The 25,404-nt window shown below is 53.7% G+C and carries 29 protein-coding genes; 16 read left to right on the top strand and 13 right to left on the bottom strand.

All coding sequences use genetic code 11. The features are described 5' to 3' along the window. Positions 1 to 14 precede the first annotated feature (14 nt). From oppB to oppF, 4 genes are read left to right on the top strand one after another with little or no spacing between them, the layout of a single operon-like run. Positions 15 to 935 carry an oligopeptide ABC transporter permease OppB gene (gene oppB, locus BTJ39_RS08535; RefSeq protein WP_078002407.1) on the top strand — a complete coding sequence of 307 codons (921 nt, stop codon included), beginning with the start codon at positions 15 to 17 and terminating at the stop codon, positions 933 to 935. Positions 936 to 947: 12 nt separating this feature from the next. Continuing rightward, positions 948 to 1,856, top strand: a complete 909-nt coding sequence (oppC, locus tag BTJ39_RS08530) for an oligopeptide ABC transporter permease OppC (RefSeq protein WP_078002257.1) — start codon at positions 948 to 950, stop codon at positions 1,854 to 1,856. Between the two features lie 10 nt (positions 1,857 to 1,866). Then, a complete protein-coding gene (oppD, locus tag BTJ39_RS08525; protein ID WP_078002256.1) occupies positions 1,867 to 2,880 on the top strand; it encodes an ABC transporter ATP-binding protein in 1,014 nt (337 codons plus the stop codon). Further along, a complete protein-coding gene (gene oppF, locus BTJ39_RS08520) occupies positions 2,877 to 3,878 on the top strand; it encodes a murein tripeptide/oligopeptide ABC transporter ATP binding protein OppF (RefSeq protein WP_078002255.1) in 1,002 nt (333 codons plus the stop codon). The genes oppD and oppF overlap by 4 nt, the downstream gene beginning before the upstream one ends. Positions 3,879 to 3,971: 93 nt before the next feature. On the opposite strand, the gene BTJ39_RS08515 is transcribed toward oppF, so the two are convergent. Together BTJ39_RS08515 and cls are read right to left on the bottom strand one after the other, a co-directional pair. Further along, a complete protein-coding gene (locus BTJ39_RS08515; protein WP_078002254.1) occupies positions 3,972 to 4,295 on the bottom strand; it encodes an HI1450 family dsDNA-mimic protein in 324 nt (107 codons plus the stop codon). 44 nt (positions 4,296 to 4,339) lie between these two features. Continuing rightward, complete coding sequence (gene cls / locus BTJ39_RS08510) at positions 4,340 to 5,800, bottom strand: cardiolipin synthase (protein WP_078002253.1); 1,461 nt, start codon at positions 5,798 to 5,800, stop codon at positions 4,340 to 4,342. A gap of 141 nt (positions 5,801 to 5,941) precedes the next feature. On the opposite strand from cls, the gene BTJ39_RS24315 reads away from it, so the two are divergent. From BTJ39_RS24315 to BTJ39_RS24810, 3 genes are all read left to right on the top strand, one after another. Then, positions 5,942 to 6,112 (top strand): YciY family protein, encoded by a 171-nt coding sequence (locus BTJ39_RS24315; protein WP_096777704.1) that lies wholly within the window; start codon positions 5,942 to 5,944, stop codon positions 6,110 to 6,112. Positions 6,113 to 6,254: 142 nt separating this feature from the next. Continuing rightward, complete coding sequence (locus BTJ39_RS08505; protein ID WP_078002252.1) at positions 6,255 to 7,073, top strand: CPBP family intramembrane glutamic endopeptidase; 819 nt, start codon at positions 6,255 to 6,257, stop codon at positions 7,071 to 7,073. Between the two features lie 137 nt (positions 7,074 to 7,210). Then, positions 7,211 to 7,381 (top strand): hypothetical protein, encoded by a 171-nt coding sequence (locus BTJ39_RS24810; RefSeq protein WP_176110263.1) that lies wholly within the window; start codon positions 7,211 to 7,213, stop codon positions 7,379 to 7,381. Positions 7,382 to 7,499: 118 nt separating this feature from the next. Here the strand turns inward: BTJ39_RS24810 and BTJ39_RS08500 are convergent, their stop codons facing one another. Next, the gene (locus tag BTJ39_RS08500; RefSeq protein ID WP_078002406.1) at positions 7,500 to 8,438 is read right to left on the bottom strand and encodes a C40 family peptidase; all 939 of its coding nucleotides are present in this window, start codon (positions 8,436 to 8,438) and stop codon (positions 7,500 to 7,502) included. A 369-nt stretch (positions 8,439 to 8,807) separates the two neighbouring features. On the opposite strand from BTJ39_RS08500, the gene BTJ39_RS08495 reads away from it, so the two are divergent. Beyond that, on the top strand, positions 8,808 to 9,140 hold the full coding sequence (locus tag BTJ39_RS08495; protein WP_078002251.1) for a Grx4 family monothiol glutaredoxin: 333 nt from the start codon (positions 8,808 to 8,810) through the stop codon (positions 9,138 to 9,140). A gap of 61 nt (positions 9,141 to 9,201) precedes the next feature. On the opposite strand, the gene rnt is transcribed toward BTJ39_RS08495, so the two are convergent. The 4 genes from rnt to BTJ39_RS08475 all read right to left on the bottom strand — a co-directional run bounded on the left by rnt (position 9,202) and on the right by BTJ39_RS08475 (position 12,188). Continuing rightward, positions 9,202 to 9,855 (bottom strand): ribonuclease T, encoded by a 654-nt coding sequence (gene rnt, locus BTJ39_RS08490; protein ID WP_078002250.1) that lies wholly within the window; start codon positions 9,853 to 9,855, stop codon positions 9,202 to 9,204. Positions 9,856 to 9,958: 103 nt separating this feature from the next. After that, entirely contained in the window at positions 9,959 to 10,366 is a 408-nt protein-coding gene (gloA, locus tag BTJ39_RS08485) for a lactoylglutathione lyase (protein ID WP_078002249.1), read from the bottom strand. Positions 10,367 to 10,450: 84 nt separating this feature from the next. After that, positions 10,451 to 11,554, bottom strand: coding sequence for an alkene reductase (gene nemA / locus BTJ39_RS08480; protein ID WP_078002248.1), 1,104 nt, complete (start codon positions 11,552 to 11,554; stop codon positions 10,451 to 10,453). Between the two features lie 40 nt (positions 11,555 to 11,594). Further along, complete coding sequence (locus BTJ39_RS08475) at positions 11,595 to 12,188, bottom strand: TetR/AcrR family transcriptional regulator (protein ID WP_078002405.1); 594 nt, start codon at positions 12,186 to 12,188, stop codon at positions 11,595 to 11,597. A gap of 261 nt (positions 12,189 to 12,449) precedes the next feature. On the opposite strand from BTJ39_RS08475, the gene BTJ39_RS08470 reads away from it, so the two are divergent. Continuing rightward, positions 12,450 to 12,689, top strand: coding sequence for a DUF1289 domain-containing protein (locus BTJ39_RS08470; protein ID WP_078002247.1), 240 nt, complete (start codon positions 12,450 to 12,452; stop codon positions 12,687 to 12,689). Here the strand turns inward: BTJ39_RS08470 and BTJ39_RS08465 are convergent. The 3 genes from BTJ39_RS08465 to BTJ39_RS08455 are packed head-to-tail and all read right to left on the bottom strand — an operon-like array spanning position 12,686 to position 15,803. Beyond that, positions 12,686 to 14,707: an FUSC family protein gene (locus BTJ39_RS08465; protein ID WP_078002246.1), complete on the bottom strand. Its 2,022-nt coding sequence runs from the start codon at positions 14,705 to 14,707 to the stop codon at positions 12,686 to 12,688. The two genes, BTJ39_RS08470 and BTJ39_RS08465, sit on opposite strands and share 4 nt — an antisense overlap. Before the next feature lie 8 nt (positions 14,708 to 14,715). Then, the gene (locus tag BTJ39_RS08460; protein WP_078002245.1) at positions 14,716 to 15,573 is read right to left on the bottom strand and encodes an efflux RND transporter periplasmic adaptor subunit; all 858 of its coding nucleotides are present in this window, start codon (positions 15,571 to 15,573) and stop codon (positions 14,716 to 14,718) included. Between the two features lie 5 nt (positions 15,574 to 15,578). Next, positions 15,579 to 15,803: a DUF1656 domain-containing protein gene (locus tag BTJ39_RS08455; RefSeq protein WP_078002244.1), complete on the bottom strand. Its 225-nt coding sequence runs from the start codon at positions 15,801 to 15,803 to the stop codon at positions 15,579 to 15,581. Between the two features lie 155 nt (positions 15,804 to 15,958). On the opposite strand from BTJ39_RS08455, the gene slyA reads away from it, so the two are divergent. After that, a complete protein-coding gene (gene slyA, locus BTJ39_RS08450; RefSeq protein WP_078002243.1) occupies positions 15,959 to 16,402 on the top strand; it encodes a transcriptional regulator SlyA in 444 nt (147 codons plus the stop codon). Between the two features lie 47 nt (positions 16,403 to 16,449). On the opposite strand, the gene slyB is transcribed toward slyA, so the two are convergent. Continuing rightward, positions 16,450 to 16,917: an outer membrane lipoprotein SlyB gene (slyB, locus tag BTJ39_RS08445; RefSeq protein WP_078002242.1), complete on the bottom strand. Its 468-nt coding sequence runs from the start codon at positions 16,915 to 16,917 to the stop codon at positions 16,450 to 16,452. A 283-nt stretch (positions 16,918 to 17,200) separates the two neighbouring features. Between slyB and anmK the strand changes: the two genes are divergently transcribed. The 5 genes from anmK (at position 17,201) to pdxY (ending at position 21,667) form a co-directional block, all read left to right on the top strand. Beyond that, positions 17,201 to 18,319 (top strand): anhydro-N-acetylmuramic acid kinase, encoded by a 1,119-nt coding sequence (anmK, locus tag BTJ39_RS08440; RefSeq protein WP_078002241.1) that lies wholly within the window; start codon positions 17,201 to 17,203, stop codon positions 18,317 to 18,319. Positions 18,320 to 18,333: 14 nt separating this feature from the next. Beyond that, on the top strand, positions 18,334 to 18,651 hold the full coding sequence (locus BTJ39_RS08435; RefSeq protein ID WP_078002240.1) for an MliC family protein: 318 nt from the start codon (positions 18,334 to 18,336) through the stop codon (positions 18,649 to 18,651). Positions 18,652 to 18,676: 25 nt separating this feature from the next. Further along, positions 18,677 to 19,333 carry a pyridoxamine 5'-phosphate oxidase gene (pdxH, locus tag BTJ39_RS08430; RefSeq protein WP_078002239.1) on the top strand — a complete coding sequence of 219 codons (657 nt, stop codon included), beginning with the start codon at positions 18,677 to 18,679 and terminating at the stop codon, positions 19,331 to 19,333. Positions 19,334 to 19,464: 131 nt separating this feature from the next. Continuing rightward, positions 19,465 to 20,742, top strand: coding sequence for a tyrosine--tRNA ligase (gene tyrS / locus BTJ39_RS08425; RefSeq protein ID WP_078002404.1), 1,278 nt, complete (start codon positions 19,465 to 19,467; stop codon positions 20,740 to 20,742). A 64-nt stretch (positions 20,743 to 20,806) separates the two neighbouring features. Beyond that, positions 20,807 to 21,667: a pyridoxal kinase PdxY gene (gene pdxY / locus BTJ39_RS08420; RefSeq protein ID WP_078002238.1), complete on the top strand. Its 861-nt coding sequence runs from the start codon at positions 20,807 to 20,809 to the stop codon at positions 21,665 to 21,667. A gap of 34 nt (positions 21,668 to 21,701) precedes the next feature. Here pdxY and gstA read toward each other — a convergent pair whose 3' ends face one another. Next, the gene (gene gstA / locus BTJ39_RS08415; RefSeq protein WP_078002237.1) at positions 21,702 to 22,307 is read right to left on the bottom strand and encodes a glutathione transferase GstA; all 606 of its coding nucleotides are present in this window, start codon (positions 22,305 to 22,307) and stop codon (positions 21,702 to 21,704) included. 128 nt (positions 22,308 to 22,435) lie between these two features. Continuing rightward, positions 22,436 to 23,944: a dipeptide/tripeptide permease DtpA gene (gene dtpA, locus BTJ39_RS08410; RefSeq protein ID WP_078002236.1), complete on the bottom strand. Its 1,509-nt coding sequence runs from the start codon at positions 23,942 to 23,944 to the stop codon at positions 22,436 to 22,438. Between the two features lie 664 nt (positions 23,945 to 24,608). Between dtpA and BTJ39_RS08405 the strand changes: the two genes are divergently transcribed. After that, on the top strand, positions 24,609 to 25,376 hold the full coding sequence (locus BTJ39_RS08405; RefSeq protein ID WP_078002235.1) for a PadR family transcriptional regulator: 768 nt from the start codon (positions 24,609 to 24,611) through the stop codon (positions 25,374 to 25,376). Positions 25,377 to 25,404 lie beyond the last annotated feature (28 nt).

Genomic DNA, 25,404 nt, shown 5'->3' with positions numbered 1-25,404 from the left:
CTGTAGGTATGGCAATGTTAAAGTTTATTCTGCGCCGGCTGCTTGAGGCAATCCCGACGCTGTTCGTACTCATCACGATATCCTTCTTTATGATGCGCCTGGCGCCGGGAAGCCCGTTTACCGGCGAGCGCACTCTGTCGCCGGAAGTGATGGCCAATATTGAAGCGAAATATCATCTCAACGATCCGATCGGCAAGCAGTATCTCAATTATCTGTTACAGCTGGCCCATGGTGATTTCGGTCCCTCGTTCAAATACAAAGATTATTCGGTCAACTACCTTATTTCCCACGCTTTTCCGGTTTCGGCCAAGCTTGGCCTTGCGGCATTTTTGCTGGCGCTGGTGCTGGGGGTCACTGCCGGCGTTATTGCCGCGCTGAAGCAAAATACCCGCTGGGATTTTGCGGTCATGGGGGTGGCAATGACCGGGGTGGTAATACCCAGTTTTGTGGTGGCGCCATTACTGGTGTTGATTTTCGCCATCAGCCTGCAGTGGCTGCCGGGCGGCGGCTGGAACGGTGGGGCACCCAAATATATGATCCTGCCGATGGTGGCGCTGTCGCTGGCCTATATTGCCAGCATTGCACGTATTACCCGTGGCTCTATGATCGAAGTGCTGCATTCGAACTTTATTCGCACCGCCCGGGCGAAAGGCTTGCCGATGCGACGTATTGTGCTGCGCCATGCGCTGAAACCGGCAATGCTGCCGGTGCTGTCCTACCTTGGACCGGCGTTCGTCGGCATCATAACCGGCTCAATGGTGATAGAGAGTATTTATGGCCTGCCGGGAATCGGTCAGCTGTTTGTTAACGGCGCGCTTAACCGTGATTATTCGCTGGTGCTCAGCCTGACCATTCTGGTTGGGGTGCTGACCATCTTATTTAATGCGGTTGTCGATGTGCTCTACGCCGTTATTGATCCAAAAATCCGTTATTAACCGGAGCTCGTTATGATCTTGAGTAAAAAAAATAGCGAAGCTCTCGATGCATTCAGTGAAAAGCTGGAAGTCGAAGGGCGTAGTTTGTGGCAGGATGCCCGTCGTCGTTTTATTCACAACCGCGCGGCGCTCAGCAGCCTGGCCGTGCTGTTAGTCATCATTTTGTTTGTCATTCTTGCGCCGGTGCTGTCACCTTTTACCTATGATGATACTGACTGGTCAATGATGTCGGCGGCCCCCGACTTCAGCACCGGACACTATTTTGGTACTGACTCATCCGGGCGCGACTTGCTGGTGCGCGTTGCTATCGGCGGGCGTATTTCGTTGATGGTGGGCATCGCCTCTGCGCTGGTGGCGGTAATTGTGGGTACGCTGTACGGCTCGCTGGCGGGTTACCTCGGCGGCAAAACCGACTCGGTGATGATGCGTATTCTGGAAATCCTTAACTCTTTCCCGTTCATGTTTTTCGTTATCCTGCTGGTGACTTTTTTTGGTCGCAATATTTTGCTGATCTTTGTCGCTATCGGCATGGTTTCCTGGCTGGATATGGCGCGTATCGTCCGTGGACAGACCCTGAGTCTTAAACGCAAAGAGTTTATCGAGGCCGCGCAGGTTGGCGGCGTATCAACCGGCAATATCGTGATTCGCCATATCGTGCCCAACGTGCTGGGCGTGGTGGTGGTCTACGCATCGCTGCTGGTTCCTAGCATGATTTTATTTGAGTCGTTCCTGAGCTTCCTCGGTCTGGGGACCCAGGAGCCGCTGAGCAGCTGGGGAGCGTTGCTTAGCGATGGCGCTAATTCGATGGAAGTTTCTTCGTGGCTGTTGCTTTATCCGGCAGGGTTTTTAGTGGTCACTTTGTTCTGTTTTAACTTTATCGGCGATGGCCTGCGTGACGCCCTCGACCCGAAAGATCGCTGAGGAGCTGCCGATGAGCACTATCGAAACGCAATCAACCAGCGTGCAGGCGCTGCACAGCGAAACGCTACTGCGGGTTAAGGATCTGCGCGTGACGTTTAATACCGCCGATGGCGATGTTACCGCGGTAAACGACCTGAATTTTAGCCTTAAAGCGGGTGAAACGCTGGGCATCGTTGGCGAGTCCGGTTCGGGTAAATCGCAGACGGCGTTCGCCCTGATGGGGTTGCTGGCAAGCAATGGCCGCATTAACGGTTCGGCACTGTTTAACGGTAAAGAAATCCTTAATCTGCCGGAAAAAAAGCTGAACGCCCTGCGTGCTGAGCAAATTGCGATGATTTTTCAGGACCCGATGACCTCGCTCAATCCCTACATGCGCGTGGGTGAGCAGCTGATGGAGGTGCTTAAGCTGCATAAAGGCATGAGCGGCTCACAGGCATTTGAAGAATCGGTACGCATGCTTGATGCGGTCAAAATGCCGGAAGCGCGTAAGCGGATGAAAATGTTCCCTCACGAGTTTTCCGGGGGGATGCGTCAGCGGGTGATGATCGCGATGGCGCTGCTGTGCCGGCCGAAGCTGCTGATTGCTGATGAGCCCACCACCGCGCTCGACGTCACGGTGCAGGCGCAGATTATGACGCTGCTTAATGAGCTGAAGCGGGAATTTGATACCGCCATTATTATGATTACCCACGATCTCGGCGTCGTCGCCGGCATCTGCGATAAGGTGCTGGTGATGTACGCCGGACGAACCATGGAATATGGCAAAGCCCGCGATGTGTTCTATCAGCCAGCGCATCCTTATTCAATCGGCTTGCTGAGCGCGGTACCGCGCCTTGATGCTGAAGGGGAGTCACTGCTGACTATTCCGGGCAATCCGCCCAACCTGCTGCAGCTGCCGAAAGGCTGTCCGTTCCAGCCGCGTTGTCCACACGCGATGGATATTTGCGCGAGCGCGCCGCCGCTGGAATCGTTCGGTGAAGGCCGGTTACGTGCCTGCTATAAGCCGCTGGAGGAACTGGTATGAGTGAAGCGATCGATAAAAAAGTACTGTTGGAAATCGCCGATCTTAAGGTGCATTTTGCCATTAAAGACGGTCGCCAGTGGTTCTGGCAGCCGCCAAAAACGCTAAAGGCGGTGGATGGCGTCAGCCTGCGGCTTTTCCAGGGGGAAACCCTGGGAGTGGTCGGTGAGTCTGGCTGCGGAAAATCAACCCTGGCGCGCGCCATCATCGGGCTGGTCAAAGCGACGGAAGGACGCGTTGCCTGGCTTGGTCGCAACCTGCTGGGACAGAGCGAAGAGGAATGGCGCCGGGCGCGAAGCGATATCCAGATGATTTTCCAGGATCCGCTGGCCTCGCTCAATCCGCGAATGACAATCGGCGAAATCATTGCCGAACCGCTGCGCACCTATCATCCGAAGATGGCGAAACAGGAAGTAAAGGAGCGGGTAAAAAATATGATGATGAAGGTCGGGCTGCTGCCTAACCTAATCAATCGTTATCCGCATGAGTTTTCCGGTGGACAGTGTCAGCGAATCGGTATCGCCCGCGCGCTGATTCTGGAACCTAAGCTGATTATTTGTGACGAGCCGGTTTCAGCCCTCGATGTATCGATCCAGGCGCAGGTGGTTAACCTGCTGCAAAAGTTACAGCGCGAAATGGGGCTGTCGCTGATATTTATTGCCCACGATCTGGCGGTGGTTAAACACATTTCCGATCGGGTACTGGTGATGTATCTCGGCCACGCGGTGGAGCTTGGAACTTATGATGCGGTGTATAACAATCCGCAGCATCCTTATACCCGGGCGCTGATGTCGGCGGTGCCGATTCCGGATCCCGATCTGGAAAAAGAGAAGAAAATCCAGTTGCTGGAAGGTGATTTGCCATCACCGATCAATCCACCTTCGGGCTGTGTTTTTCGCACTCGCTGCCCAATTGCCGGCCCGGAGTGCGCGAAAACCCGGCCGCTGCTTGAAGGCAGCTTCCGTCATGCGGTGTCCTGCCTGAAAGTCGATCCGCTCTGAGGCGACTATCAGCTCAGCGTAAAAAACCCGGTCGCTGACCGGGTTTTTATTTTGGGGGAAGGGGGCGGACTAAAAACGGTTCTGGCTGGCGATTCACTCTTTCCAGATGATATGGCACAGCTTATGGTCTTTTTCGCGACATAGCAGCACGCGGGCAAACACGTCGGTAATCGGCTCGCCGTCTTCTTCACCGAGGCCAATAACCACTTCGGCGAAAAAATCAGGATTAACGTCGAAATCAACCTGCTCCTGCCAGTCCTCCGCCGGGTCGTAAAGCTCAGCGCCACCGCGTTCTTCAAACTGCAGATTGAATAAAATGATATCGGCCGGGTCGAGATTATCGCCTGCCAGCTCCAGAAAAATATCGTAGGCTTGCTCCAGCGTTTCATCTTCTGTAAGGCGGTTATTGAGGTCCATAATAAATCCTGTGTACTTTGCTGCGCTGTGTAATTCCGCTCCTTTTACAGTAACGGACTGAAGAAGTAAAACAGTCGTTCGACCACGCGCTGCCACCAGGAGCGATTTTCCCAACGTTTGCGATCGACCAAATTTGAGCGGGCAATATAATCATCCTGAACGTGCGCCAGGTCACTGCCAAAGCCGTCATCGTCAATCACCAGAGTAATTTCAAAGTTCAGCCACAGGCTGCGCATATCCAGATTTACCGTACCGACCAGGCTTAGCTGCCCGTCGACCAGCACGCTTTTGGTATGCAGCAGGCCGCCTTCAAACTGGTAAATTTTCACTCCGGCCGCCAGCAGCTCGGAGAAGAACGCCCGGCTGGCCCAGCGTACTAACAGATTATCGTTATGGCGGGGAATGATGATGCTGACATCAACACCGCGCCATGCTGCGGTACAGATGGCATGTAGCAGGTCGTCACTTGGCACCAGATATGGCGTGGTCATTACCAGCTGTTCATGGGCGGAATAGACGGCGGTCAGCAGCGCCTGATGGATCATATCCTCCGGGAAGCCTGGCCCCGAAGCAATAACCTGAATGGTGTGGCCGCTCTCCTGTTCAAAAGGCATAATGTTGACATCGGGGGGCGGCGGTAAAATGCGTTTACCGGTTTCAATCTCCCAGTCGCAGGAGTAGATAATCCCCATGGTGGTGGCAACCGGCCCCTCCATGCGCGCCATCAGGTCTACCCACTGACCCACGCCGGCGTCCTGTTTAAAATAGCGTGGATCGACCAGGTTCATGCTCCCGGTATAGGCGACATAGTTATCAATCAATACCACTTTACGGTGCTGGCGCAGGTCCATGCGGCGTAAAAATACGCGCAGCAGGCTGACTTTTAGCGACTCGACAATATCAATCCCGGCGTTGCGCATCATTCCCGGCCAGCTGCTGCGGAAAAAATCCACGCTGCCGGCAGAGTCCAGCATTAGCCGGCAATGAACGCCACGACGCGCAGCGGCCATCAGCGACTCTGCGACTTCATCTGCCAGCCCGCCTGGCTGCCAGATATAGAACACCATTTCAATGTTATGACGAGCCAGTTGAATATCCCGCACCAGGGCGTTGAGGGTGTCTTCGGCGCTGGTAAGGAGCTGTAACTGATTGCCTTTTACCCCGGCAATGCCCTGACGGTTTTCGCACAGCTGAAATAACGCCCTGGCAACATCGCTATTTTCATGGGCGAAGATATGCTGTGATTGTTTAAGGTCGCTGAGCCACCTGGCGGTTGCCGGCCACATTGCGCGAGCACGCTCCGCCCGACGTTTTCCCAAGTGTAGTTCGCCAAATGAAAGATAGGCAATAATACCAACCAGCGGCAGAATATAGATAATAAGCAGCCAGGCCATAGCGGAAGTGACCGCGCGACGCTTCATCAGGATCCTGAGCGTTATGCCGGCAATTAATAACCAGTAGCCAAAAATCAGCAGCCAGCTTAATAAAGTATAAAAGGTACTCATGTAAGTGGACATCCCGTTCACGCTTGCGTTAAAGAAGTGTACGTTGAGATGGCGATAGACGAAACCCTAAATGCCGCCTAAACGATGACTCTGGCAGAAAAAACGGGATGCAGGCTTCAGCATATAACAAGGATAAAAGTTATGAGACGTAGCAGAAATGAAGTCGCCCGCTGGCGTATGCGTCGTCACGTTCAGTGGCGTAAGACGCGGGGGCACGAGGCGCAGTCAAGACGTTATCGCGGTATGCGCCGTTTTCACTATCTCATTGCTCAGCGTCAGCGCCGTTCAATTTTATTTGTCCGCCAGTACTAAGCCGCTGTTAACGCCTTGCAGTGGGACCGTGCTGGCGGTTTGAAAAGTTAACCTGGCAAAGCAGGGCGTTTTACTGTCGTTTATCTTGCCTGGACTATCGTCAGCGTATCTTTCGCATAAAAAAATCACCGGGATAGTTAAAATGTGGGATCTCCTGGCCCTAGCCCTGCTGTTACTGCGTTTCAGTAAGAAGTGCGGGCTAATTGTACTTGCCGTCGTCATCATGATGGGATGTTCCGTAGGCGTTCTCGACTGGGTAGCACTGGCATGGATTGCCGCAACCGGCGTTCTCTTGCTTATTCATGCCTACGCAAAACCGTACCGCCTTTGTAGCCTGTTAACCGAAACGTTACTGGTGGCGGATGCCGTTGCGCTGATGCTGCATCTGGTACCCGGTTTTCATAATTTACGTCTACTGGACGGCGTGCATGTCAGTCCCGACAGCCTGCCATTCACCCTGTATTATAACTTCGATAAGGCACTGGTTCCCTTTATCCTGCTGGGCTGTCTCAGCACGCTTTTTGTCACTAAACGCCATCATCGCGTTAGCTGGCAGTGGCTGCTGCTGGTGGCGGCGGTGCCGGCGCTACTTTGGCTGGCAACCCTTCTCGGCGGGCTACGCGCAGAGTTTCACGTTCCCGAATGGCTGCCTGAGTTTACCCTTGCCAATATCTTTTTTGTTTCGCTTGCGGAAGAGGCGTTGTTCCGGGGATATCTGCAACAGCGCCTGGCGCGCGTTGCGCATCCTGCGGCTGCGCTGGTGGTTTCGGCGCTGTTTTTTGGCGCGATGCATTTCCAGGGCGGAATGATGCTGGTGCTGTTCGCCAGCTTGGCCGGCATGATTTACGGTATTGCCTGGATGTGGAGCGGCAGGCTGTGGGTTGCCGTGCTGTTTCATTTTGGCTTAAACCTGATGCAGCTGCTGTTTTTTACCTATCCTGCTTTACGCCATCTGCCCTGAATAGCCGCCAGACGGCGGCCGGACCTGACGTCAGCGCCTGATGCCGCTGCGGCGACAATGCTGCGCTTAAAAAATAGCCACGACATCGCTGGCTGGCTGTGTTAGGGGGGTACTCCACTCATCGCCGGACATGCATTATGGAAACCGGATTTTATTGGGTTGGCTCTCAACATGCCGCGCCGCAAATATGGTATTACCTGCTGGGATACGGTGTTTACCGGCCGATGGAGCCGATTCCTCTGTCGCTGGAAAGATTCAGCGCAGCAGGCTTTACCTTTCTCAGCGGCAAGCTGATTCTTCCTTCCTGACCCTTCCCGACGTCTTGCCAGTCAGGGCGGTATCTGACAAAAACTGATGTCAACATAGCGTGCGCCCCGGATAATTAACAAGCCGGGGCGATGGTTTTATTGTGGAGTTTATGTAACTTCAGCGAATAGTGCTGGGTGTCATCATACGGCGAGCGCCGAGATAATGACGCCGCCAGTAGCTATCAGCCAGCTCGCTGATATGAATATCTTCACCGGTGCGGGGGGACTGGATAAACTTACCTCCGCCGAGGTAAACACCCACGTGGTCTGCGCCCCGGTGTCCTCTGATATGGAAAAAGACCAGGTCACCTCTTTGCAGCCGATCGCGACTGACCGGCGCGGCATCACGCATGTGGAACATTTCGTTCGCCGTTCTGGGCAGCTTATAGTTGACCAGGTCTTTATAGGCGTACCACACCAGACCGCTACAATCAAAACCGGTTCTTGGCGAGGTTCCCCCCCACAGGTAGGGTTTGCCCAGCTGATCCATCAGTTTTGCCATGGCGGTGGCGCGCACTTTGTGGAATTCAGCAAGCTGTTTTTTACTCAGGTGCAGTGGTTTGTCGTTTTCGCTTGCTATCCGGTGTAATTCACTGCGGCTTTTGCGTCCGTAATGTTTACGCTCGCGATAGCTCAGCTTACGCTCATCGCGGCGCCTCTCTTCTGCAAGACGGCGTAGCCTGATGCGGTTTTCCTCAGACCTTTCGGCGACCAGTTTGCGCTCGCGCAGGGAGGATAGCCGCGTCGGGTGTGATTTTTTCTCTGCGACCGATTCAGTATGAAGGGGCTTGCTGGTTTCAGTTTTTCGTTCTGATTCTCTTTTTTTCAGACGAATTTTTTTGATGCTGGCAAGTCGGCTTTTCTTTTGCGGCGTCTCTCTTACTTTCTTCTCTGTTGGGGCTTTTGTCGTACGCCGTTTACGTCTTTCATCTTCCCGTGACGGGCTTTTCTCCGCCTTGTGATGGACAATATTAACCGCCGGCCTGGGCGAAGCATGAGCTATGTTCATGAAAATTTGGGCAAATGCCAGTAAAAAAAGCGTGATCAGTAAACGCATCGTTTGCAGCAACAAGTTATGCTTCCAATAACATCAGAAGCTAAATGGATTAAATTTTTTCTGCTAAAGCAGCAGAAGTGCCGGGCAATTCTAATCCAGATTTTTCGCAAAAGGTAAGCAGTTTTTTGTATCAATATTGTGTCGCTATGTAATGATGGTTTTGTAAACATAATCAGCAGGTTAATTCACCATAGTCAGCCATGAAGCCATAAAAGCACATTGCTCTACCTTTAACGATGCCGCATCATGTTATTCTGCAGTTTTGCGGGCTGACAGCCGGAATAACCCTGGATAAATTGTCATTTTCATCCTTCCCGCACACTCGCTACAATAAAATGACATGAGATAACGCTTTAGAGGAAGGCAAATATGAGTACTGTCGAAAAGATTCAGCGTCAGATCGCAGAGAATCCAATCCTGCTATACATGAAAGGTTCACCTAAGCTGCCGAGCTGTGGTTTTTCGGCCCAGACTGTGCAGGCGCTCTCCGCCTGCGGCGAGCGTTTTGCTTATGTCGATATTTTACAGAACCCTGATATTCGCGCGGAGCTGCCAAAATACGCTAACTGGCCGACTTTTCCGCAGCTGTGGGTCGACGGAGAACTGGTCGGCGGTTGTGATATCGTGGTGGAAATGTTCCAGCGTGGCGAACTGCAGACGCTGATTAAAGAGACGGCGGCAAAATACAATGAAGCGGAATAAATCCGCTTGATTCCTGCTCAGGCGGCCCTCGGGCCGCCTTTTTAATGGCGCGATGGCAAGCTTAAACCGCCGCCTCTGCCGCTTTTGCCAGCGGCCAGCCACCCAGCCGTTTCCAGCGATTTACCAGTTCGCAGAACAGCTGCGCCGTCTGTTCAGTGTCATACAGCGCGGAATGCGCCTGTTGCTGATCAAAGGCAAAACCCGCCGTTGTGCAGGCCCGTGCCAGCACCGTCTGGCCAAGCACCAGTCCGCTTAATGCCGCAGTGTCGAAAGTGGCAAAGGGATGAAAAGGGTTACGCTTTAAGCTAACGCGCTCGGCGGCAGTCATCATGAAAGTATGATCGAAGGTGGCGTTATGGGCGACGACAATTGCGCGGTTACAGCCGCTGTCCTTAACCCCTTTACGCACCATTTTAAAGATGGCGTGCAGCGCGTCATATTCGCTGACAGCACCGCGTAGCGGATTATGCGGATCGATACCGTTAAAAGCCAGCGCTTCGGGCTGCAGTACGGCGCCTTCAAAGGGCGTGACGTGAAAGTGCAGTTTTTCATCCTGCTCCAGCCAGCCTTCCCGATCCATTTTTAGCGTCACCGCCGCTATTTCCAGCAGCGCGTTGGTTTTGGCATCAAAGCCAGCGGTTTCAACATCAATAACCACAGGATAAAAACCGCGAAAGCGGCTGGCGAGGGTATTCAGATCGTTGGTATCAGACATCAGGCGCTCTTGCAGTAAAAATGGCAGCGCGCATTATGGCAAATTTTGGCTTCAGATGCAGCAGCCTCGGAAAGCAAGGGCGGCGCGATGGCCGCCGCTGGGATTAGTTGCCGAGGCCCGCTGATGCTTGTTTATTTTCGATCAGCTCAATTTTGTAGCCATCCGGATCTTCAACAAAGGCGATAATCGTGGTGCCGCCTTTTACCGGACCGGCTTCGCGGGTAACGTTGCCGCCCGCCTGGCGAATGCGATCGCAGGTTGCTGCAACGTCATCAACGCCCAGAGCAATATGCCCGTAGGCGGTGCCCAGCTCATAGCTGTCTACGCCCCAGTTATAGGTCAGCTCAATAACTGCGCCTTCGCTCTCTTCGCTGTAACCAACGAAAGCCAGGGTGTATTTATATTCGCTGTTCTCGCTTTGACGCAGCACGCGCATACCCAGCACGCGGGTATAAAAATCAATGGAGCGCTGCAAATCGCCAACGCGCAGCATGGTATGAAGTAAGCGCATAACATCCTCTTAAAATAATCTGCAAAGAAACAGTATAGCGGCGTTGCCGCCGCATTTTAATCTGTTAAGTCAAATGGTGCTATATCAGTCCGTCAGGCGCGGGTAGTCGGTATAGCCTTCCGCGCCACCGCCGTAAAAGGTTTCCGGCTTGGGGGCGCTTAGTGGTGCATTTTGCTGCAGACGCTCAACCAAATCAGGGTTGGCAATATAGCTGCGGCCAAATGCCACCGCATCAATCAGCCCTTGCTCAATTAGCGCTTCTGCTTTCTCTGGCGTATAGCCGCCCGCCGCGACAATCACGCCGGGATAATTAGCCCGAATCGCCTTACGGAATTCGAGGCTGTAAGGTTTGCCTCCCGCCCAGTCCGGCTCGGAAATATGCAGAAAGGCCAGCTTACGTTTTGCCAGTTCTTTCAGGTAATAGAGCGCGGCAGCTTCTTGATCCTCACCGTTATCAAGGCCGTTGAACGGACCCAGCGGGGAGATGCGAATGCCAATGCGCCCGGCATCCCAGGCGGCAATCGCCGCATCGACGACTTCAAGCGCAAAGCGCGTGCGATTTTCAACGCTGCCGCCGTATTCATCGGTACGCTGATTCGATGCGGGTGAGAGGAACTGATGAATCAGATAGCCGTGTGCGGAGTGTAATTCTACCAGGTCAAAATCCGCTTCGCGGGCGTTGATGACCGCCTGGTGGAAATCGTTAACAATGCCTTTTATCTCTGAGGTTTCAAGGGCGCGCGGGGTAGAGGTGTCTTCACGAATCGCACGTCCTTGCGCGTCACGCAGTGAGGTGCGGGTTTCGGCGTTAATGGCCGACGCGGAAACCGGGCTCAGTCCGCCAGGCTGGACGCTGACGTGAGAAATACGCCCGGTGTGCCATAGCTGTACTGCACTGCGACCACCATCCTGATGAATGCCGGCGTTAATCGATTTCCAGGCGGAAATCTGCTCGGACGAATGAAGCCCCGGCGCGCCGGCGTAGCCTTTCGCCTGGGCGGAAATTTGTGTCGCTTCGCTAATGATAAGACCGGCGCTGGCGCGCTGGCGATAATATTCGCCCATTAGCGGCGTAGGAATGTCACCGGGCTCAATGCTACGTAAGCGGGTAAGGGGAGCCATAAGAATGCGATTGGGTGCGGTTATCGCGCCGAGCTGCAAAGGGGTAAACAGTTTTTTCAGTGACATAATAACTCCAGGTAGACTGGTCGACTAGTAACGGTTTTTTTTAAACAGGAAGTGGCAGCATACGCGCCATTTCTTCCCTGGCATTAATCAGCGGGGCGCTGCTGCGGCAAATTTTGCTGTGCAGACTGGCGCCCAGCCAAAGGGTATAGATACGCTCGGCCGTGCTTTGTGCGCTGGTGAACAACGTCAGTTGCTGACGCGCTTCCGCCTGCTCCAGCACCCGGCTAATAACGGCGATGAGCGCGGTTGAACCCTGCTGCAGCGAGGTGCGCATGGATTCTGAAAGATCGCACACTTCGGCTGAAATTTTCACCGACAGACAGCCGGCAAAGGTTGGTTCCTGACACCAGGTGGAAAGTGACTGCTGATAATAATCCAGCAACCGCTGACGCGGCTGGTCGGGGGCGGCGTCAAACCAGGCCTGAAACTGCTTAACATAGCGGGCAAAATAGCGCTCAAGCATGGCTACGCCAAATGCTTCTTTCGAGGGAAAATAGTAATAAAACGACCCCTTAGGAACGCCCGCTTCCTTAAGTAATTCAATCAGGCCGACGCCGGTGAAGCCGCGCTGGGTACAAAGGCGCTCACCGGTTTCCAGCACGTGTTCTCGGGTATCTGTTCGCATCGTTTTCATGGCAACAGAGTAATAGACCATTCGGTCGACAGCAACCAACAAACGGCCTTTCAGGCACAAACGGATCATATCTCGATGCGCGCGCTGGTACGATGCATTCAATTTGTCACATTCCAGCCCAATCCGACTTGCAATCTACTTTGTTAATGGTGCTAATAGCCTGACGATTGCCAGCGCAGCGTCGACTTTTTTGTCAAGGTTGCTTGCGCATCAGGATGTGAAGCACTTCAATTAACCCAGGGTTCTCAACGCGGAGGGGATGTGGCAGAACAGCTTGAGTTTTTTCCGGTTCCCAGCCCCTGTCGTGGTATTTGTCAGGCGGACGCGCGCGGCTATTGCCGGGGTTGCCTGCGAAGCCGCGATGAACGTTTTAACTGGAGTAAATTCAGCGACAGTGAAAAGCGCGAGGTGCTGCGGCTGTGCCGCCAGCGCTACATGCGTCTGCAGCGCGCAGCTAAGCACAGCGCGCCGCCAGATCCTGAACAGCCTTCACTGTTTTAGCGTTGGGCTGTAGCCGTATCGACCGCTAGCGCCTGGCCAAGCTGCGAAAGGGAGCAGTACAGACGCCAGAGGATGCCAGCCAGCTCAATGGCATCGGGCTGCTGGCTGGCATTCAGCTGCCCGATCATCGAATCCAGCTCGCTTAGAACCACGCCCAGTGAACTGTGGCGCACGCCGCGTTCGCTGATGATCTTTTCCAGTCCTTTTATTGCCGCGTCACGCATCTGTACCAGCATCCCGTTTCCACTGTGCCACTGGCGTAGCTGCCAGAGAATGTGCGAAGCGTTAAGCAACACCACGCCCCAGCGCAGTAGCCAGACGCGGGCTTGTTCATCCCGGCTGTTGGAAAGCTGGCTGATGCGATGATAGATGCGCGACTCAAACTGCTGCTCGCTAAGCTGAGGCCGACGTCCAAGCTGATCGCGAAAGTCCCGGCGCAGAGCGCGTATTTGTCGACGGCTACGTCTTTTATCGGAGCTGGGGCGCAACATCTGAAATGCCAGCCAGGCGATAAGTACGCCACAAACTTTGGCAATATTATCATTGAGAAACAGCTGGTAATCATAATCGGGGGGATTACTGACTGCCAGAAACGAACCCATAAATACGATAAATTGCGCCCACAGCGGTGCCAGTTTTTTCTGTTGCAGTTTGCAGAGCTGCAGGGTGATAACTAAAGGAAATAACACCAGCAAAAACTGCCACAGCACGGTTATCTGCACCATAATGGCAAACTTCATAACAAAGCTAAAAACGCACAATAGCAGCAGGGTACGCAGCAGCTGCGAAACGCTGCTGGCGGGTGATGGCGACGATGAGTAAAGTACGCAGCTAATGGCGGTTAACGTCAGCGCAGCGCTGCCGGCGTCCCACTGGGTGCGCATCCAGAAGGCGCAGCCGAAAACGATGGCGCAAAAGGTACGCAGGGCACTCCAGCCCGCTTCGGCGCTGTCGGAATAGCGCGCCAGGGCTGAAACCGCAGGCGGGGAGAGGAGGGCATCGGCATCCGCGCGTTCGAACTGGCGTATCCAGCGCTCGATGTTGAGGTAGGCCATGCTGAAATAACGCAGGCGCTGCCAGTAGGCCCGGTGGCGATAATCGCTGTCGGGAGTGGGCGCCATAGCGGCCAGTAGCCTTGCTATATCATACTTGCTGGCATCGCTGCCCTTTAGCGCCTCCAGCAGCTGCGTCGTACCGTGAAAAATGCGCGCTGGCGGCTGGTCCCAGTTTACCAGCATGCGGCGCAGGCTGGATATAATGCTGGTTAGCTTCAGCTGCTGATGTAAAACATAATTCAGCACATGATTCTGCCGACGAAAGCGATAATGGCTCCAGAAGGCCTGAATCCGCAGTAAATTCATCGTCAGGATCTGGCCGATAACCTGCTCATGGGCGCTGCGAATACCGTCCGTATTTTGCTGCTGCAGCATCAGCCCGGCATGTGTCAGCAGGCGTTGATGCATGGCGTGCAGCGAGTTTACCAGGGTATCGCCATCGGAGGTGCTGGGTAATATCATCATCATCAGCCCGGCGCAGAGGATGCCGGTTATCACTTCGCAAACCCGCGCCTGGGTAATGTCCCACAGCTGGCTGATACCGCTGACATCCACCGTGCTGAATACAATAATCGCCGCCGTGTAACCTGCCAGTGAGAAGGCGTAGGCGACATTGTTCTGAAAGTGGTTGGCAATCCAGGTGCAAAGCGCCAGCCAGCTGGCAATGCTCAGGGTGAAAAGCCATGGTTCATTGAGGGTATGTCCGGCAATGATAATTGCTGCGATTGCTCCCAGCAGGCTGCCTGCAATGCGTCCGAGACTTTTGCTGATAACGCCGCCAACGGTCGGAAAGCTGACAACCGCCGCTGAAGTCATTGCCCAGTAAGGCTCGCTCAGATCAAGGCCGTAGGCAATGCTCAGCGCCAGGCACATCGCCAGGGCATTGCGCAACGCATAACGCCACTGCGCGGCGCTGGCTTTAATCCACGGAAGTTGATGCAGGTCGGGTCGGCGTAATTTCATCACCGACCTCATTGCTGGATGGTTATGGTACAGGTGGTTCCCGCGACCAGCCTCACCCCTTTTGGCATCTGCGTCAGGCGGATCCTGACCGGTATCCGCTGCGCCAGCCGAACCCAGGGCACGCTGGGCGTGATATTGGGCACCAGGCCGCTGTCGCTGGCGAGGCTCTGATCGTAGATGACATGGCCGATGCTTTCTACCACGCCCTGTAAATGGCGATTATCGCTGTAAAGCGCAATATCAGCGATGGCGCCGGGGTGGATATGACGCAGCTTGGTTTCTTCAAAATAGCCCATAATGTAAAAAGAGTGGCTATCGACAATGGCAAATACCGCCTTGCCGCTGCTGGCATAGTTACCTGAACGTGTCAGAAGATTGCTGACCCAGCCATCACCGGGAGCGAACACCTTCGTCTGTTGTAAATCCCATTGCGCCTGATCCAGCGCCGCTTGCGCTGCCTGAGTGGCTGCCTGTGCTGAGGCGGCGTTAAGGTTAGCGGCATCGAGGTCTTCGGCGGAAATGGTGTTTTTAGGCAGGCTGCGGCGTCGTGCTGCCTCATGCTGGGCTTTCGCCAGCGCCGAGCGCGCTTTTGCCAGCTGCGATTCGGCCGTAAGCACGGCTATCTGAAAAGGGCGCGGATCGAGGGTAAATAATAAATCGCCCTTATGGACGAACTGATTATCTTTTACCAGCAGCTGGTCGATGCGACCGGACACCTGCGGAGCGATATCCACCAGCTCCGCTCTGACCCGGCCATCCCTGGTCCAGGGCGATTGCATGTAATAACTCCACAACCACCAGCCAGCGCACAGCGCGGCGGCAAAAAAAATCAGCGTAGAAAAGTATTTTAATGAACTGAGTTTCATATTTCTTACCAAACGGTCATTAGCAACATTGCTGCGGCGACGCACAGCACAAAAATGGACAAGTCCATTAGCGTCGGATGCCAGATTTCACCGGAGTAAAGCCAGCCGCGTAGCAGGGGGTGGATCAATAACCAGAAGAAAAAGCCGGCAACAACGGCTTTAAAGATGGGAGGAAATAGCAGGGATGCGCCAAAAACCAGGTCCGTAAGTGGCGACAGCGGGGTGTGCATAACCTTGTACTCCTTTACCGTAAGTGATGGTCATCGTATGACAACTACGCATTTATGTCGTTGGTTGACCATTAATTTGTATTTCGTCCTGTAAACTCGCAGAATAGTCTAAAATGATGCCTAATAGCTAGCAAGCTAATTATAAGGAGAGGAAATTGGATACATCATTAGGAACGGATCTGTCCAGGCTGGTGCGTATCTGGCGTGCGTTAATCGATCATCGGCTTAAGCCGCTTGAACTTACCCAGACTCATTGGGTTACTTTGCATAATATTCACCAGCTCCCTCCCGAGCAGTCCCAGATTCAGCTGGCCAAAGCGATAGGCATTGAGCAGCCATCGCTGGTACGGACTCTGGATCAGCTGGAAGAAAAAGGGCTGATTACCCGTACCACCTGTCCCAGCGATCGCCGTGCTAAGCGTATCAAATTGACAAAGCAGGCTGAGCCAATCATTACTCAGGTTGAGCACGTCATTGATGCGACTCGTCACGACATATTATTTGGCATTTCACGCCAGGAAGTGGAACAAATGGTTACGCTGATCGCCCGGCTCGAACGTAATATCAGCGAGCTACACGGTAAAGAGAGACAGGAATAACAAAACGGCATCGCTTGCGATGCCGTTTGTTTTTAGACGCGACTAACTTAACGCGGAGAGACGGTGACCTGGCTACCGTTTGAAGCCATCACCACGCGCTGGCCAACGGCGAAGCGGCTGGCAGCCTGCTTCTGAACCACCATGATGGTGTTGCCATCATCTTTACGAATCTCCAGCTCAACGCCGTTAGTTTTGTTCAACGCGCCCTGCACGCCCTGGCCTGCCACCGCACCTGCGACGGCGCCGCCAGCGGTTGCCAGACTACGTCCGGTGCCACCGCCAATGGTGTTACCGAGGAATCCACCCAGCACAGCGCCGCCAATAGCGCCAATTACATTGCTATCATCACCGCCCTGAATTTTTACCGGACGGACGTGAACGACGGTGCCATAGCTTACGCTCTGGACTTGTTTAGCTTCCGATGCGCTATAGGTGTCACCGGAAAGGGTGTCATTACTGACACAACCTGCCAGCGTTATTCCGGCTAATGCCACGATAAATAAACGCTTGATCATTGTTAACGCTCCTTTGTAGAACAACTGGCCAGTTAAAGACCAACTTACAACTTAATTATATGGCAAAGGCCGGACTGGAATCATCTTTCACCATTAACGTGGCGAAAAACGCACAGCATAGACCACGAAACTTAAACCCGGGTTCAATTGTGTTAAGGCTGAGGCCCTAAAAGCGGGTCAGATATCGCTGAATTTCAAAAAACGATATTTAATCATAGAATTGCCTGCGGCTTTTTGCCAGGCTAACAATTACTGCCAGCAGCGGCGAAGCCGGGATATTTTTATGAATTCAGGACGTTATATTGGAGTAATGTCAGGCACCAGCCTCGATGGCGTTGATGTGGTACTGGCGGTTATTGATGAAAACATGGTTGCGCAGCAGGCCCGATATTGTTGCCCAATGCCGGCAGAGCTACGCCAGCAGGTTCTCGCTGTATGCCAGGGACAAAGCCTGACGCTCTCCCAGCTGGGGCAGTTAGATCACCGGTTGGGGCGGCTATTTGCTGAAGCCGTCTTAGCATTACTTAAGCAGGAGCAGCTCTCTGCTGAGGATGTGGTGGCTATTGGCTGCCATGGTCAGACCGTCTGGCACGAACCGCAAAGCGAGGCGCCTCACAGTATACAAATCGGAGATAACAATATTATTGCCGCGCTAACGGGAATCACCGTCGTTGGCGATTTCCGCCGTCGTGACATGGCGCTGGGCGGCCAGGGCGCGCCGCTGGTGCCGGCTTTCCATCAGGCGGTACTGATGCATCCCCATGAACGGCGAATGATCCTTAACATTGGCGGCATCGCTAATCTTTCACTGCTGTTTCCAGGACAAACAGTGATGGGGTATGACACCGGACCGGGCAATATGCTGCTCGATGCCTGGATCTGGCAGCAGCAGGGGAAGGCATTAGATAAAGATGGCGAGTGGGCTGCAACGGGGCGGATACTGTTGCCACTACTGCAGCATATGCTGGCCGACCCTTGGTTTATGCTGCCTGCGCCGAAGAGCACCGGCCGCGAATATTTTAATCTCAGCTGGCTGGAAAAGCAGCTAAGCCCGTTTCCGGGCGTGCGTCCTGAGGACGTACAGGCTACCCTGGTGGAGCTTAGCGCTATCACTATTGCCGAGCAGGTAATGCTTCATGGCGGCTGCGACCGCCTGCTGGTATGCGGCGGCGGCAGCCGTAATCCGCGGTTAATGGCGCGTTTAGCCTCGGCACTGGCCGGGATTGAAGTTGCCAGCACCGATGAGGCCGGTATAAATGGTGATGATATGGAAGCGCTGGCTTTCTCCTGGCTTGCCTGGCGTACGCTAAGTGGTTTACCGGGCAACCTGCCGGCAGTCACCGGCGCGCGCGAAGCCACGGTGCTTGGTGCCATATACCCGGCGAACTCTCTGATACGTTGAAAAAGGAAACAAGCATGAAAGGCTATTCTATTGCCGCGCTGGGTGCGGCGATGCTGTTGGCAGGCTGTAATAGCCTGCAATCGGCGTCGCAGGATCAGCAAAAAACCTTACATTACACTTGCGGAACCTTGCCGCTTACGGTGCAGCTGGATAACAGTCAGCAGCAGGTGAAACTGATTCTGGATGGCACCCCGCGGGTTCTTAAACAGACCCGTGCTGCATCCGGTACGCGCTATGCCGATGATACCTATGTATTCTGGTCAAAAGGCGACAGCGCTTTCGTTGAACGTAATGACAAAATCATTATTAATGACTGCCAGCTGCAGCAGTGAGCTGCCGGTTTAAGGGAGTTGAACAATGAGTGACAAGGATCTTTTACAGAATATCGCCAGCCTGCGTCGGGAATATATTCGTGGCGGTTTACGCCGTAACGATTTACCCGACGATCCGGCTGATTTATTTAATCACTGGATAAACCAGGCGGTTGAGGCCGGGCTGCCTGACCCGACGGCGATGACGGTGGCAACGGTTGATGCGCAGGGACAGCCCTATCAGCGCATCGTTCTGCTAAAACATTTCGATGCGCGCGGCATGGTGTTTTATACCAATCTCGGCAGCCGCAAGGCGAAGCACCTGGAGAACAATCAGCGTATCAGCCTGCATTTTCCCTGGCATATGCTGGAGCGCCAGGTGATGGTGCTCGGTGAAGCTGAAAAGCTTTCTACGCTCGAAGTGGTCAAGTATTTTCACAGCCGCCCGCGTGATAGCCAGATCGGCGCCTGGGCATCGAACCAGTCCAGCCGCATTTCGGCGCGTGGCGTGCTGGAGGGTAAGTTTCTTGAGCTTAAGCAAAAGTTCCAGCACGGCGAAATTCCATTGCCCAGCTTTTGGGGCGGCTACCGCATTAAAATCAATACCTTTGAATTCTGGCAGGGCGGCGCGCACCGCCTGCATGACCGCTTTATTTATCAGCGCGCCGACAGCGGCTGGCAAATCGACCGCCTGGCGCCCTGACAGCAACAAATAATCCCCTTAAGCGCTGGCACGATGGGCGTCAGCGCTTTATGCTATACGCCTCATTTTATCCGCATCTCAGCGGAAAGCTGTGTACCGGCCAGGTACAGATGTTTTACATGGAGCCTTCGATGACTGGCAGTAACCTGATTCAACAATTGCAAGAGCGGGGCCTGGTGGCTCAGGTAACGGATGAGGCGGCGTTAGCAGAGCGGCTGGCGCAAGGGCCAATTGCTTTGTATTGCGGCTTCGATCCGACCGCAGACAGCTTGCATTTGGGCCATCTGGTGCCGCTTCTTTGTCTGAAACGCTTCCAGGATGCGGGCCACAAACCGGTGGCGCTGGTGGGCGGTGCCACCGGTCTGATCGGCGACCCCAGCTTCAAGGCTGCGGAGCGTAAGCTTAATTCTACCGACACCGTCAATGATTGGGTGGAAAAAATCCGCCGTCAGGTTGCGCCTTTCCTGAGCTTCGACTGCGGTGATAACAGCGCTATTGCGGCGAACAACTATGACTGGTTTGGCGACATGAACGTGCTGACCTTCCTGCGTGATATTGGTAAGCACTTTTCAGTTAACCAGATGATCAATAAGGAAGCGGTAAAACAGCGCCTTAACCGTGAAGATCAGGGGATTTCATACACCGAATTTTCCTACAACCTGCTTCAGGGCTATGACTTTGCCGAGCTGAACAAGCGTCACGGCGTCGTTCTGCAGATTGGCGGCTCGGATCAGTGGGGTAACATTACTTCCGGTATTGACCTGACCCGCCGCCTGCATCAGCAGCAAGCTTGGGGGCTGACTGTTCCGTTAATTACCAAAGCAGATGGCACCAAGTTCGGCAAAACCGAAGGCGGTGCGGTCTGGCTCGATGCGAAAAAAACCAGTCCTTATAAGTTCTATCAGTTCTGGATTAATACCGCCGATGCCGATGTCTATCGCTTCCTGAAATTCTTCACTTTCCTTAGCATTGATGAAATCAATGCGCTTGAGCAGGAAGATAAAAATAGCGGTAAGGCGCCGCGCGCGCAGTACGTGCTGGCTGAGCAGGTAACGCGGCTGGTTCATGGCGAGGCCGGTCTCAGCGCCGCCAGGCGTATTACCGAAAGCCTGTTCTCCGGCGCGCTGAGCGCGCTGACCGAAGCTGATTTCGAGCAGCTGGCGCAGGATGGTATGCCAACCATCGAATTGCAGGAGCAAGACGATCTCCAGCAGGCGCTGGTAAAAGCAGAGCTGGTGCCATCCCGTGGCCAGGCGCGCACAATGATTGCGTCAAATGCGGTCAGTATTAACGGTGAAAAGCAGAGCGATGCCGAGTACCGCTTCAGTGCCGCTGACCGGCTTTTTGCGCGCTACACGCTGCTGCGTCGCGGTAAAAAACATTATTGTCTTGGCTGCTGGCAGCAGTAATTACCAGTAAAACAGGGCCGGCGGGAACCGGCCTTTTTCTTTGGCGGGGAGCATTACATTGCCTATGAAAAACATTCTCTCTATTCAATCACATACTGTTTATGGTCATGCGGGAAACAGCGCGGCGGAATTTCCTATGCGGCGGCTGGGCGCCAACGTCTGGCCGCTTAATACCGTACAGTTTTCTAATCATACTCAGTACGGCCAATGGACCGGTATCGTGATGCCGGCGCAGCATCTGACCGAAATTAGCCAGGGTATCGCCGACATTGACAGGTTAAAGACCTGTAGCGCGGTACTGAGCGGCTATCTGGGATCGGCTGAGCAGGGCGAACAGATCCTTGAGATAGTTCGTCAGGTAAAGGCGGCAAATCCCGATGCGTGGTATTTCTGCGATCCGGTGATGGGCCATCCCGAAAAGGGCTGTATTGTCGCGCCGGGCGTGGCGGAGTTTCACGTGCGCAGCGCACTGCCGGCGGCGGATATGATCGCGCCTAATCTGCTTGAGCTGGAAATGCTCAGCGAGCATCCGGTGGCTTCCGTAGAAGAGGCCGTAGCGGCCAGCCGCGAACTGATTGCTCGCGGTCCGCGCGTGGTGCTGGTTAAACATCTGGCTCGCGCCGGTCGCCGCAGCGATCGTTTTGAGATGCTGCTGGTCACTGCCGATGAAGCCTGGCACATCAGCCGGCCGCTGGTGGATTTTGGCGTGCGTCAGCCCGTTGGCGTCGGCGATCTGACCAGCGGCTTGCTGCTGGTTAATCTGCTACAGGGTCAGTCATTGCAGGCGGCGCTGGAGCACGTTACCGCCGCAGTATATGAAGTGATGCTGACGACTCACCAGATGGGGGAGTACGAACTGCAGCTGGTTGCCGCGCAGGATCGCATCGCCCGTCCGGAACAGCACTTTGCGGCGGAAAAACTGTAATAAACCGGGGGCGCAGCGCCCCCGGACTCCTCATTTAGCTCAGACCTTCAGCCTGTAATGCCGCGATAACCGCCGGACGCTGCGCCACGCGTTGACGCCATGCTTCCAGCGCGGCCAATTCTGCCAGATTCAGCTTCAGGGCATGACCCCAGCGTAATACGGTGAAAAGATAAGCGTCGGCCACCGTGAAATAATTACCCGTCAGCCAGCACTGGTCAGGCAGCATGCTGTCAACGTAGCGGAACTTTTGCTCAAGCACGCTTCGGCATTGCTGCTTCATTTCATCGCTCGTACCGGGGCGGAACAGCGGCGAAAAGCTTTTGTGCAGCTCGCTGGAAATATAGCTTAGCCACTCAAGGGTACGATAGCGCGCCATGTTGCCCGTCGGTTCCAGCAGATGACGGTCCGGCTTAAGGTCGGCGAGATACTGGACGATCGCCTGGCCTTCAGTCAGCACGCTGCCGTCATCAAGCTGCAGAGCCGGTACCTGACCTTTGGGATTGATAGTCAGGTAATCCTCTCCCTGTTCCGTTGTGCGGGCTTTTAAATCAACGTTTATCAGGGTGAAATCAAGCCCGGTTTCACGCAGGATGATATGAGGGGAAAGTGAACAGGCTCCGGCCTTGGTGTACAGTTTCATTATGATCTCCTGTAGGTTCAAAGGATAACGTCATCATAAGTGGGCTGGGGCGAAAAAACAGTGCGCGGGCGCAATATCAGCGGGGAATAACAGCGAAGGTGACGCCGTTGCGGCGCCACCTGTTGCACTCAGCTGGCGGTGGTTTCCGGCTGTTCCAGCTGTTTTGGCTGGTTATCCTGGGTCATGCGATTAAGCAGCGGCGCGGTCAGCAGCATTAGCACGGCAATCACGCCGGTAGCAATTCCGATCTGCATAAAAACGTGACCGTAAATGTGCAGTGATTCCAGCGGGTCGTTCACGTTGTCTGGCACCGCCATCAGATTGGCTACTTTACCCGCAACGAGAGCCGCGCCGGCGGTGGTCAGGAACCACGACCCCATGATAAAGCCCATCAGACGCTGGGGAACCAGCTGGGCAACCATGGCCAGCCCCAGACCAGAGATCATCAGCTCGCCAATGCTTTGCAACGCATAGCTCAGGATCAGCCAGCTGACCGGCACAATTCCCGCTTCGCTGGCAAATTTAGTTCCCAGCGGCAGCACCATAAAGGCACAGCAGCACAGCACCATGCCGAAGGCGAATTTATGCGGCATCGGCATGCGGTCACCCATTTTGTTATACACCGCGGCAAGAATGGGGCTGGCGACCATAATCCACATCGGGTTCAGCGCCTGAAACTGTTCCGGTTCAAAGGCAAAGCCAAAAATCGAGTGCTCGACGTTACGAATGGCAAAGAAGTTCAGTGAGGTTGGCATCTGCATGTAAAGCACAAAGAAGACGATGGCTTCAACCATTAGCAGGAAGGCGACAATCATTCTGCGCCGGGCCGTACCATGTAAGGCAAATGCTTCCTTAGCAAAAATAACGACGATGCCAACGGCCACCACGCTCAGCGCAATACGCGCGATATCCTGATGGTGCAGCAGCCAGGTCGCAATGGCAATCAGTGCCACGACGCCCAGCAGCGTAGCGAGCAGTTTGCCAAAGTGCAGCGCGGCGAAGTCAGGTTTTGAACCATTGTTTTTAACCTGGCGCTGACAGAACAGGAAGTTGAACAGGGTGATGATCAGACCGATAACCGATAAAGAGAATGCCACGCTCCAGCCATATTTAGCCGCCAGCCACGGGGTCAGCATCATTGAGATAAATGAGCCGATATTGATGGCCATGTAGAACATGGTAAAGGCGCCATCGAGGCGCGGATCGTCTTTTTCATAGCAGGTTGATAGCAGCGAAGAAGGGTTGGCTTTAAACAGGCCGCTGCCGACGGCAATGGTGGCCATGCCGACATATACCTGCGTAACGTTATGGCCCGACCAGGCCACAGTGGCATAGCCCAGCGCCAGCACCATTACGCCAAGAATGATCACGCGTTTTGTGCCCAGTACTTTATCACCCAGCCAGCCACCTATCGCCACCAGGCCATATACCAGCGCGCTGAATGAAGAGAAAAGGGTAATAGATTCGGCTTCTGACATACCCAGCTGTCTGACCAGATAGACAGCCATAATGGCCTGCAGGCCATAGAAACCAAAACGCTCCCATAACTCGATGGAAAATATCAGATAAAACGCTTTTGGTTGCCGAAAAGAGTTAAGGCTCGACACGCCATCACTGTTGTTGTTTGCAGTTGACACTTATGTACCTCTGGTTTTGCAATCCTGTTTTTTATCAGGAATTAAGTCGGCGTTATTGTGTAAAACTTTCGCGACTTTGTTTAAAGAGGGGAAAATTCAGCTGACTAATTTCGCTGATTACTGCCATGCAGGCAAGTATTTTTTATCATTATTGTTTAAACGTTTACAGGCTTTAAAAGTTGATTTTAACTGGATTATTCGATGTTAAATTCTGATTATTTATTAAATTATGGTTTATTATTTTGATGAGTGGCTGATTTTTATTTATATTTTAGATGATGTTGCTGTTTGTTCTTTTTATGAACTTAATGCCTGAATTTGTAGCAGGATGTGGATTTTTATTTTGAATTTTTGGCGTCAAATATGACTAAAAACTATTAAAAAGCGTCGTTGTGGCATCTATGGCGAAATCATGTGATCAAAGTCATAAAATTTGCAGTAGTTTTGAATTGTAAAAGAAGTTTATCTATGAGTTTTGCTTTTAATTAAGAGTAAAAAATAGTCATTCAATGTTAAGTCAGTACAATATTTTTGTTTTGTTATTTCTACGCTGAAAATCCCTTTGTCTTGCTCCTGAGAAGTCCTGTTCGGCAGAGAGCTTGCAATTAACTATCGTAAGATATATAAGGTTGTGTATCTTACGATAGTAACTCAGGAGATAACTATGTTTCGTCATATGTTTAAAGGGCACCGTGACCACGCACGCTTTTACCATGATCATTGCCACCCGCGTCAGCGGCGGGAAGATGATTGCCATGATGATGAACAGCAGATGATTGAGTCGGAGTGGCGTGAGGCTATGTTCCGTCTGCATCACGCCAGAGGCGATTTTCCACACCACATGCATTTTATCGGCCGCGGCGGCGGGCGTTCTCGCGGTGGTCCGGGCGGTATGTTTTCCGCAGAAGGCGGGCGTGGCGCAGGGCGGCCATCTTTTGTTCGCGGCCGCAAGTTTGGCGCTGAAGAACTGCAGCTTTTATTACTCAGCCTGCTTAAACAGCAGCCCAGCTACGGCTATGAGCTGATTAAACTGCTTGCGGAACGCAGCGGGGGCTTTTATACGCCGAGCCCCGGTGTGATATATCCGGCAATGAGCTACATGGAAGACGTTGGTTATGTCAGCGTACAGCCCGAGGGCAGCCGCAAGCGCTATGCCATTTCATCAGAGGGAGAGCGCTGGCTGGAAGAGAATCGTCCGGCGGCTGAGGCGCTATTGGCTAAGCTGGAAATGTTTGCCCGACAAAGTGAGTCGTTTAATCAGGCGATGCGTGAGCAGCGTCAGGTATTCACGCCGCAATTGATGGACGCGCTGCACGCACTGCGCGGTGAGATGCACAACTGGCACCAAAGTAGTGACGAGGCGCAGAAGCAGGCCGCCAAAATTCTTACCGAGGCCCTGCAGCAACTGCGGGCGCTGAAGGATAAGTCATAAAGGAAACCGGCAGGTGGTAAGCGCCATC

Origin of the sequence: Izhakiella australiensis (assembly GCF_002006995.1) — a bacterium.
In the GTDB taxonomy this organism is placed as follows: domain Bacteria; phylum Pseudomonadota; class Gammaproteobacteria; order Enterobacterales; family Enterobacteriaceae; genus Izhakiella; species Izhakiella australiensis.
This window is presented reverse-complemented; position numbering and strand designations above follow the sequence as displayed.

Coding starts and splice junctions, on each gene's coding strand:
- oppB (WP_078002407.1), top strand. CDS start 15: ATGTTAAAGTTTATTCTGCGCCGGCTGCTTGAGGCAATCCCGACGCTG.
- oppC (WP_078002257.1), top strand. CDS start 948: ATGATCTTGAGTAAAAAAAATAGCGAAGCTCTCGATGCATTCAGTGAA.
- oppD (WP_078002256.1), top strand. CDS start 1,867: ATGAGCACTATCGAAACGCAATCAACCAGCGTGCAGGCGCTGCACAGC.
- oppF (WP_078002255.1), top strand. CDS start 2,877: ATGAGTGAAGCGATCGATAAAAAAGTACTGTTGGAAATCGCCGATCTT.
- BTJ39_RS08515 (WP_078002254.1), bottom strand. CDS start 4,295: ATGGACCTCAATAACCGCCTTACAGAAGATGAAACGCTGGAGCAAGCC.
- cls (WP_078002253.1), bottom strand. CDS start 5,800: ATGAGTACCTTTTATACTTTATTAAGCTGGCTGCTGATTTTTGGCTAC.
- BTJ39_RS24315 (WP_096777704.1), top strand. CDS start 5,942: ATGAGACGTAGCAGAAATGAAGTCGCCCGCTGGCGTATGCGTCGTCAC.
- BTJ39_RS08505 (WP_078002252.1), top strand. CDS start 6,255: ATGTGGGATCTCCTGGCCCTAGCCCTGCTGTTACTGCGTTTCAGTAAG.
- BTJ39_RS24810 (WP_176110263.1), top strand. CDS start 7,211: ATGGAAACCGGATTTTATTGGGTTGGCTCTCAACATGCCGCGCCGCAA.
- BTJ39_RS08500 (WP_078002406.1), bottom strand. CDS start 8,438: ATGCGTTTACTGATCACGCTTTTTTTACTGGCATTTGCCCAAATTTTC.
- BTJ39_RS08495 (WP_078002251.1), top strand. CDS start 8,808: ATGAGTACTGTCGAAAAGATTCAGCGTCAGATCGCAGAGAATCCAATC.
- rnt (WP_078002250.1), bottom strand. CDS start 9,855: ATGTCTGATACCAACGATCTGAATACCCTCGCCAGCCGCTTTCGCGGT.
- gloA (WP_078002249.1), bottom strand. CDS start 10,366: ATGCGCTTACTTCATACCATGCTGCGCGTTGGCGATTTGCAGCGCTCC.
- nemA (WP_078002248.1), bottom strand. CDS start 11,554: ATGTCACTGAAAAAACTGTTTACCCCTTTGCAGCTCGGCGCGATAACC.
- BTJ39_RS08475 (WP_078002405.1), bottom strand. CDS start 12,188: ATGAAAACGATGCGAACAGATACCCGAGAACACGTGCTGGAAACCGGT.
- BTJ39_RS08465 (WP_078002246.1), bottom strand. CDS start 14,707: ATGAAATTACGCCGACCCGACCTGCATCAACTTCCGTGGATTAAAGCC.
- BTJ39_RS08460 (WP_078002245.1), bottom strand. CDS start 15,573: ATGAAACTCAGTTCATTAAAATACTTTTCTACGCTGATTTTTTTTGCC.
- BTJ39_RS08455 (WP_078002244.1), bottom strand. CDS start 15,803: ATGCACACCCCGCTGTCGCCACTTACGGACCTGGTTTTTGGCGCATCC.
- slyB (WP_078002242.1), bottom strand. CDS start 16,917: ATGATCAAGCGTTTATTTATCGTGGCATTAGCCGGAATAACGCTGGCA.
- anmK (WP_078002241.1), top strand. CDS start 17,201: ATGAATTCAGGACGTTATATTGGAGTAATGTCAGGCACCAGCCTCGAT.
- BTJ39_RS08435 (WP_078002240.1), top strand. CDS start 18,334: ATGAAAGGCTATTCTATTGCCGCGCTGGGTGCGGCGATGCTGTTGGCA.
- pdxH (WP_078002239.1), top strand. CDS start 18,677: ATGAGTGACAAGGATCTTTTACAGAATATCGCCAGCCTGCGTCGGGAA.
- tyrS (WP_078002404.1), top strand. CDS start 19,465: ATGACTGGCAGTAACCTGATTCAACAATTGCAAGAGCGGGGCCTGGTG.
- pdxY (WP_078002238.1), top strand. CDS start 20,807: ATGAAAAACATTCTCTCTATTCAATCACATACTGTTTATGGTCATGCG.
- gstA (WP_078002237.1), bottom strand. CDS start 22,307: ATGAAACTGTACACCAAGGCCGGAGCCTGTTCACTTTCCCCTCATATC.
- BTJ39_RS08405 (WP_078002235.1), top strand. CDS start 24,609: ATGTTTCGTCATATGTTTAAAGGGCACCGTGACCACGCACGCTTTTAC.